Annotated in this window: 4 protein-coding genes and 1 pseudogene; 1 reads left to right on the forward strand and 4 read right to left on the reverse strand. The window is 52.2% G+C overall.

Annotated features, from left to right (window positions below; genetic code table 11):
* From K309_RS38445 to K309_RS0132945, 4 genes are all read right to left on the reverse strand, one after another.
* On the reverse strand, positions 1-228 hold a 228-nt coding region (locus K309_RS38445), incomplete at its 3' end, for an IS4/Tn5 family transposase DNA-binding protein (protein ID WP_232232607.1).
* Positions 229-808: 580 nt separating this feature from the next.
* The gene (locus tag K309_RS41025; RefSeq protein ID WP_369796567.1) at positions 809-2,416 is read right to left on the reverse strand and encodes a thiamine pyrophosphate-dependent enzyme; all 1,608 of its coding nucleotides are present in this window, start codon (positions 2,414-2,416) and stop codon (positions 809-811) included.
* A 5-nt stretch (positions 2,417-2,421) separates the two neighbouring features.
* Positions 2,422-3,435, reverse strand: coding sequence for a pyridoxal phosphate-dependent aminotransferase (locus tag K309_RS38450; RefSeq protein ID WP_232232608.1), 1,014 nt, complete (start codon positions 3,433-3,435; stop codon positions 2,422-2,424).
* A gap of 802 nt (positions 3,436-4,237) precedes the next feature.
* Entirely contained in the window at positions 4,238-6,601 is a 2,364-nt protein-coding gene (locus K309_RS0132945) for a PEP/pyruvate-binding domain-containing protein (protein ID WP_232232609.1), read from the reverse strand.
* A 168-nt stretch (positions 6,602-6,769) separates the two neighbouring features.
* Here K309_RS0132945 and K309_RS38455 point away from each other — a divergent pair.
* Positions 6,770-7,579, forward strand: a pseudogene (locus K309_RS38455) (IS5-like element ISRta5 family transposase); the annotation flags it as partial.
* Positions 7,580-7,634 lie beyond the last annotated feature (55 nt).

Consider the following 7,634-nt stretch of genomic DNA (forward strand, 5'->3'; position numbering starts at 1 on the left):
CTCGGCCGCGCACTGCCAGTGCGACGTCAGGATGTCGTGCCATTCCAGCCGATCCTGGGACAGAAAGCGATAGGCAGCGGCCGTTTCTGCCCAGCCCCCACAAGCGCTCGGGATGCTCGCCGATGGATTCTTTGCCAGGCTCTCGGCCAACAGCATCGCGCGCTTGTTGAGGCGCCGATCGCCCAAATCAATGTCCCTGAACTCCGCCTCTGCCCAACTCGCTGCCACCACTTGTTTGCCTCACCCGCCGATTCGAAACCGCGAGTAAACGCCTTCTTCGCTCGGTTTACAACCCCGTCGTCACAACTTGTGTGTAATGCAATGGCCTTACCGAGACTCGTGAAGACCTCATAGCCAAGTTGCTTCCCTTGGCCCTCGGCAGGCACACCGATAACGGTCCTGCCGAGGGCGGTCAGCCCTTCGACATCCATATTCCAGGATGATCTTGCGCAACAGGGTGCCCTGATGATCTCATAGGGTAGGAGGTAACCAGCGTGATAATCCGATACCATGGTCCAACTAAACTCAGCAAGGCGAACGGTCAATACAATTGTAATCGATAGGTGATGACAGGGTCATGTTGACATCATGAGCGTCGCCAACTGACGTGCCCGTCTGATTTGGAAGCGCGTGAAAATGAACAAATCGATGCGGCGATGATCACTCAGCCATTATATGGGTGGATTCTCGTCGGGCACGGGGGCAAGCCCATAAACACTTGGAAATTCATAGCTGTGTCCCGCCGTTCTCCATACCGGCTCCTGAAGCGGTTAAATTTATCGAAAACTTCATAGAATGGAGAATCACCTCACCGGAACTGGTCAATACTTGGCATATCCCCCACGCTGACTTCGATCACCGTCGGTACACTCGTCGTTGCAATGGCCCGACGTAATGCGAACCGCAGTCCTTCGGGAGAGTCCGTTCGGAACGATTGTGCACCAAAGCTTTCCGACAAACGGCAGAAATCTGGATTTCGAAGATCAGTTGCTATAATTCTACCGCCGTAGTCGTTGACTTGCATCTGGCGGACATTTCCAAAACAGTTGTTATTGAAAAGCAGAACGATCAAAGGAATCTTATGCTGCACAGCAGTGGCTAGCTCTTGAACGGCAAACATGAACCCGCCGTCCCCCGTAATAGAAACCACGGGTACGTTAGGCTTTGCAACCTTCACTCCGAGCGCAGTCGGAAAGCCATATCCGAGTGTTCCCTGATAGCCGGTAGATATGTAAGTGCGGGGACTGTATACAGGATAGACGATGCGACTCGCAAAGCCAACCTGGGTTAATTCGTCTACAAATATTCCATGTTCACCTATTTCTTCACGGATAACCTTAAGATAGCTCAATTGTGGTTCGAGCACCGCTGAACGCGCTTCCCATGCGGCTTTGACTTCAATCAATGCAGTTTCTCGTGGACTTCGAACGGCATTGTATTTTTCAAGCCTTCTCAGCAAGAGTGGCAAGGCTTGCTCTGCCCGAGCCGTAATCTCGCATCTCGGCGTGAAAAATCTACGATGGGTGGTCGGGTCAACGTCAATGCGAATAATATCCGGTCGATGTGTCCGAATCCATTTTTTGGCTGGTATTCGCATGTTGGTACCGATGGCCAATACAACATCGGTTTTTCTCCAAAGATCCTTCGCGGCAGGCAGGTGAAGGGAGAGATAGCTACGGGCATCCACAACCCCCATACCCGTACGATATGCCACGACCGGTGCCTGTAAGACCTCCGCTAACTGCCGGACCAGTGCGCTCACGCCTTGCGCACCGCTTCCGACAAATATCATTGGAGCAACTGAGGCACCTAGCACTTTGGCGACCTCTTCGATAGCTTCCTCGTCCAGAGGAGGTTCATAAGGAGTCCGTAGTTTGAGTTGGGGATCGGCGGGAGCCGTGCTGGCTAACACGTCCATTGGAATCTCCAGTCCAACGGGTCGAGGTCGACCCGAAAGCATCTGGTGAAAGGCTTCGCCGATCAAGATCGGAATCTCCGATGGGGTGTTAGCAGTTGCTACCCATTTGCTAAGGGAACGCAAAATTGAGAGCTGATCATTAATTTCATGCAATTCACCCCAACCCCTTCCTATTGCCGTTGAGTTTATCTGACCGGTCAAACACATCAGCTTTGCGTTAAGTGCGTACGCCGTTGAGATCGCGGCGGTTGAATTGAGAAGACCGGGCCCCGGAACAACGTTGAATACCGTGGGCAAATCGCTGACCAGAGCATGACCGAGCCCCATATATGCCGCGCCTTGCTCATGTCGAGTGTGAATTATCCGGAATTTTTCTCGATGATCGAAAAATGCATTATAGAGCCAATCGTTCTGCATGCCAGGTAGGCCGAATACCGTCCTTATTCCGAAGTTATGCAAAGAAAGAACTGCTGCCTCACCACCCGTCATAGCTCTCATAGCCTTCAACCCTCCAGAAGCGTATTCAATAAAGCGAGTAATCTCATGTTGTCACCTGGTGCACCAACCGTGATTCTTATGCAATGCGGCAGATCGAATGCGGGACGTACCATCACCCCGTGCCCAACCAAGAGCCCTGCCAGTTCCTCAGCGTTGAAGCCTTTGGGACAGCGAACCATCAGAAAGTTAGCCTGGCTTGGTGTCACCTCCAGATTCAGGGCTTTCAGCCCGGTCGCGAGCCTGAGCCGCTCGGCATGGTTGTTATCGACGGTGCGCTGCAAGTGAACCCTATCCCCCAAAGCGGCAATTGCAGCATCCATTCCTGCTGTGCTTAGGTGAAAATTACGTTTCCGCTTCTTCACACTCCGTGCTATCCGTTGCGGCGCGATCCCATAACCGATGCGCATACCAGCCAAACCATAGGCCTTGGAAAAGCTATGAACAATCACGACATTTTGATCGCCGAGGACATGCCGTATAGCATCAGGAAGGCCTTCTTCCGTAGCAAATTGATAATACACCTCATCATAAATTACGGTGACATAATCCGGAATTTTATCCAACACTGTACCCAACACATTTTCTCCAAACCAGGTCCCGGTCGGATTATTTGGATTACAAAGATATAGCAGCCTGGTATCATTTTTTATCCTGCGCAGGATTGCATCGACGTCCAAGCGGAAATCCGGTCTAATAAGAGGCACTCTGTCTATCTCGCATCCCTTATTTGCAAGAGATCTTGAGTATTCACTAAAGCACGGCGGACATATGATGGCACGTTGACCAGGCTTAATCAGCGCATCTTCCACTAAAGACAGTACCTCGACACCGCTGTTTGCCGAGAAAAATTGCGCGCTTGTAAGGCCTCTACCATGAAACGCAGCTAGGGCGTCGCAGAGCTTGTTATCGGTGCGTTCTGGATAGCGATTCGCCGAGGCAATTGCTAGTTTCGCGGCATCAACTGCTTTGGGTGATGGACCAAATGGGTTTTCGTTTGAGGAGAGTTTCGTAATCTTCATTCTTTCTTCGCCCGCCATCATTTCATCAAATATTTATCATTTACAATGATGAAATAGGAGATATTTCATCATTTCAGCGCTGGATACCCGATAACGACTCGGAAGAGTGGACTAATTTTGTCTCCGCTGACTTTAACTTTCCCGTCGATAATTCATGAGCATTATGTTCGCCGAAGTGTCTTGTGCATGCCGCGTGTCCACACGAAATTGATTTGTCTACTTGATGCCGGATCAGTTCAAGCTCGTTGCAGAATATCACCCAACATACGGCAAAGAATATGGCGCGGGCATAATCAAGGAGGCTTGCTCAATTGGGCACCCTTTATTTGCGGCGATGCTGGATACCGCTACAATTCCTTATCCCATGCCGCCTCGGAGGGCACTAAAAATTCTACACTTCTTAGCTTGGCCCTAGCCGCTTTCTTTTCAAGCCAAGTTTTTATTGTAATTGCCCGGTGCGAGGTCGGTAAAATGATCAGTTTTCAAGACGCTATGAAGTTCTTTCATGAAGCGAACGCTTACTGATATTTATTAGCACGCTGGTTACCTCCTACCCTATAAGAAGAGCATCAGGGTCCCCTGTTGCGCAAGATCATCCTGGAATATGGATGTCGAAGGGCTGACCGCCCTCGGCAGGACCGTGATCGGTGTGCCTGCCGAGGGCCAAGCGAAGCAACTTGGCTATGAGGTCCTCACGAGTCTCGGTAAGGCCGCTCGTGGGAGCGTTCTAATGCGGCGAGGGCATCGCCGTACTCCGTGTTCAGACATCGCTTCTATTTCCTCATTTTTTACGAAACATAGCTCAACCGAGAACTTGGACGCGTTGAGCTGCACATTCGAGTCGAATAACGCGTGCGTTCCGCCATTGTTCAAAGCGACTGCCGGCGCCGATAACGGCGGGAACACCAAGTTCGCGCGCTCTGATTGACATATGTGAATTTTCGCCACCGTACTTCGTGATGAATCCCTTGACGCCGTGCGTGAATATCCAGTCAAAACCGGGGTCAGCATTTTCCATAAATACGATGCTGTCCTTGAAAGACGAACCATATACATCCGTGACAACCCCCTCAACTGTGATCTCGGTGATGAAGCTCGGGCGGGAGTGGAAGACATGGAAGCCGAAGATGTCTTTCGGTGAGCACAACAGATCAGGCAGGCGCAGATATCTGGTTGTTTCCCAGTGCTGTCGATTTCTCTCGACTGCAGACCGCAGAAAGGTCGAATGATTGGAGCGAATCTCTAAAGAGAATGCAATGTCGGGCATCGTAAGGAACGACAGATCGTCCCTGCTAAGACCAAGATTTGCTCCGACGAGTGCGAGCATCTCCAAGGCGTCCGAAATTAGACGGCTAAAAGAATGCTTGACGCGTTCACGGCCCTGAATCGCCTTCATTGCAAAGGCTTCAAATATCGGCCAATCGAAAGCGTAGCCGGTTCGATCGAACTCGGAAGAAAGGGCTGATATCTGAGCAGGTGACAGAGCTAAGTCGATGGCGGATACTTCTGTCGGCTCCTCCTTGATGGTGCGATTCATCCAGTCGAAGTATTTACTAATAGGATCGTCGTATCGAGGAACGGTGATCTCGTATGTGCCAGGGCGAATATGGCCGTGCAAATTTAGAAATTCTGCAGGCTGTAGTGCTGAAAAATCGTTTACTAGTTGGGCTGCAACGGAGTCGGAGGCGCGCACGACGGCATCCAGGAACCCCGAGCGAAGCAATTTTTCAGACTCTAATGACTTGAGAATGTCCGTGGCTACGAAGGCCGCTCTCGCAATCTCAGAGAATAGCACTGTGCCATGCACGTGCACTTTTTCGATCAACGATAGGACATCTAGCAGTCCGTGGTCCTCATCCCAATTTATAGATCTTGCAGCGGATTCCAATGCTTCGATGCCGTGTCTAGCACGATCAAAGAGGTCGTCGCCAGTGATAATGCGGTTCGTTAAGGTACGTAGCAGGTCCAGGTACGATGCCCATTCGTTCTCAGAAAGGCTTGGAAATAGCTCGCGCCAATGGCCGTCCCTCATTCTTGGTTTGAGGCAAGTTGGAACAACGCGAAATTCTATTTTGTCATGAAGCTCTGGCATAAGAATTAAATTGCGTTGAGCTTCGATGATGATTTTTTTTGCTATGGAATGGGGCAATGGGGCCGGTAAAAAGGAGGCGACGCTTGCTGATACAGAAACATATGGTGTGCCGCCAATCATATGCATGAGGGGAACTGCGCGCAAATCTCGGTACCCGAAATTTGCCCGCGCGGAAGCCCACGCGGTATTAGTGAACAGGTGACGAAAGATGGAGGCGGCCAATGGTCTCGGCTTAGTTCCTATCAACTCGGCGGGGTTCACATCCGGCATGACTCCAAGAACTTCCCCTACGAGTCCCTGGCCGTTATTGAAGCTGTTGACGTCCTCGATCGACGCTTCAACGCAAGTCAGTGATTGGAGAAGCATGTCAAGGTGGCCTACGCTATATCCACATTTCCGCGGGGCTGTGATGGGCCGTACCTGGAAGATCACCACGGTTCCATTATTCGAGATCCCGAATTCGATATCTACCTCTTTAATGCCAACAATTTCGATCACTTCTTCTATTGCTGGCACCAAACAGCGGAGAGGCTCCGGTGCATCGTGGCCCGGTACAAATATGTAAGTGCGGGTGCCGTTTCCACCGGAAGTCACAACTGTGGTATCGCCGCTCTCATCGTAACTGACAATATAGTATGGAAGGCCAGATTCAGGGTCGCAAGTCATGACAACGCCACTTACTGCGATATCTTTGGCCATCGGTTGGACGAACACCTCGTCGGATGGCAATAGGGTGCCGTACGAAGAGAACACATCATCTATTGCTTGAATCAGTTGCTCATCGGTACGGACATTTAAGACAGAAAGGTACTGGCCGGCTTTAGATTGCTCCAGACTATCCTCGGATGCTGCGCTAGATCGAACTGCTAGAGGCTCCGATATTCCAAAAGATATCTTGATTAGTTTGGCAATCCTTGTGGAATTCGTGCTCCATTGTGCATGCGTCACACGATGAAGCGGATAAACGTCGAATTTCGAGGCGGCGGCTCTAAGTGCGATTAATGTTTTCGCTTTTGTGTTTTTGAAGGGGGCGGCGTCTGAGAAAATGCCCATTGAGGAAGTTGATTTGTCCAATTTATTGATCTCCAGGCTAATAATATGTTTCCGTGTTTGGGTGTGATTTGTGGTCCGAATAGGACGTTGTTGCATAGATCCGGGGTCGGTTGGGCTGACGTTTACGCGCAACGCGCTGGACCGCTGGCTCTGTTAACTTCTGACGAAGCGGCGTAGTAAGCCCAGTCGCCCAAGCGTGGCCACCCGCTCGTCTATACGGATGCGCTGATCCAGGGTCTGCTCGGTCTCAAGCAGGTGTTCCACCTGCCGCTGCGCGCGCTGCAAGGCTTCGCGCAGAGCTTGCGCACCCTGGCCTTCCCAACGTTGCCAGTGCCGAACTACACGACATTGAGCCGCCGCGCGCAGAATCTGAACGTCGTGCTGCCCGCCTCGCGTACCGGCGAGCTGCTGCATCTGGTGATCGACAGCACTGGGCTGAAGCTTTACGGCGAAGGCGAGTGGAAGGTTCGCAAGCACGGTTGGTCCAAGCGCCGGATTTGGCGCAAGGTCCATCTCGCCATGGATGCGAACACCGGCCAAATCCGTGCCGCGCTGATGACCCATCAGGACGTTGGCGATGGCGAAGTGTTGGCCGACCTGCTCGATCAAATCCCCGCTGATACACCGATCGATACCATCGGAGGCGACGGCGCTTACGACAGCAAGCCGTGCCATGCGGCGATTGTCGCGCGGGATGCACAGCCCTCGATTCCACCACGCGATGGAGCGAAGCCATGGTCCGAAAGTACGCCGGGTGCAGCCTGGCGTAACGAGGCCATCGATGTCATCGAGAAGAGCAGTCGACGCGAATGGAAAGCCGCCAGCGGCTACCACCGGCGCTCGCTGGCCGAGACCCTGATGTACCGCCTCAAGACGCTGACGGGACACAGTCTGTGGGCACGCGAAATCGGCTCGCAGGCCACCGAAGTGGCCATCCGTGCGGGCGTGCTCAACCGCATGGTCGCGCTCGCTCGCCCGCAATCCGTCTGTATCACCTGAGTTCAGCCTCACCGAGGAGCCCCTGTTTTCAATCTCGATTTATGCAACAACGCCT

The sequence above is a fragment of the Cupriavidus phytohabitans genome, assembly GCF_000426345.1.
Taxonomy (GTDB): Bacteria; Pseudomonadota; Gammaproteobacteria; order Burkholderiales; family Burkholderiaceae; genus Cupriavidus.

Coding starts and splice junctions, on each gene's coding strand:
- K309_RS41025 (WP_369796567.1), bottom strand. CDS start 2,416: ATGAGAGCTATGACGGGTGGTGAGGCAGCAGTTCTTTCTTTGCATAAC.
- K309_RS38450 (WP_232232608.1), bottom strand. CDS start 3,435: ATGAAGATTACGAAACTCTCCTCAAACGAAAACCCATTTGGTCCATCA.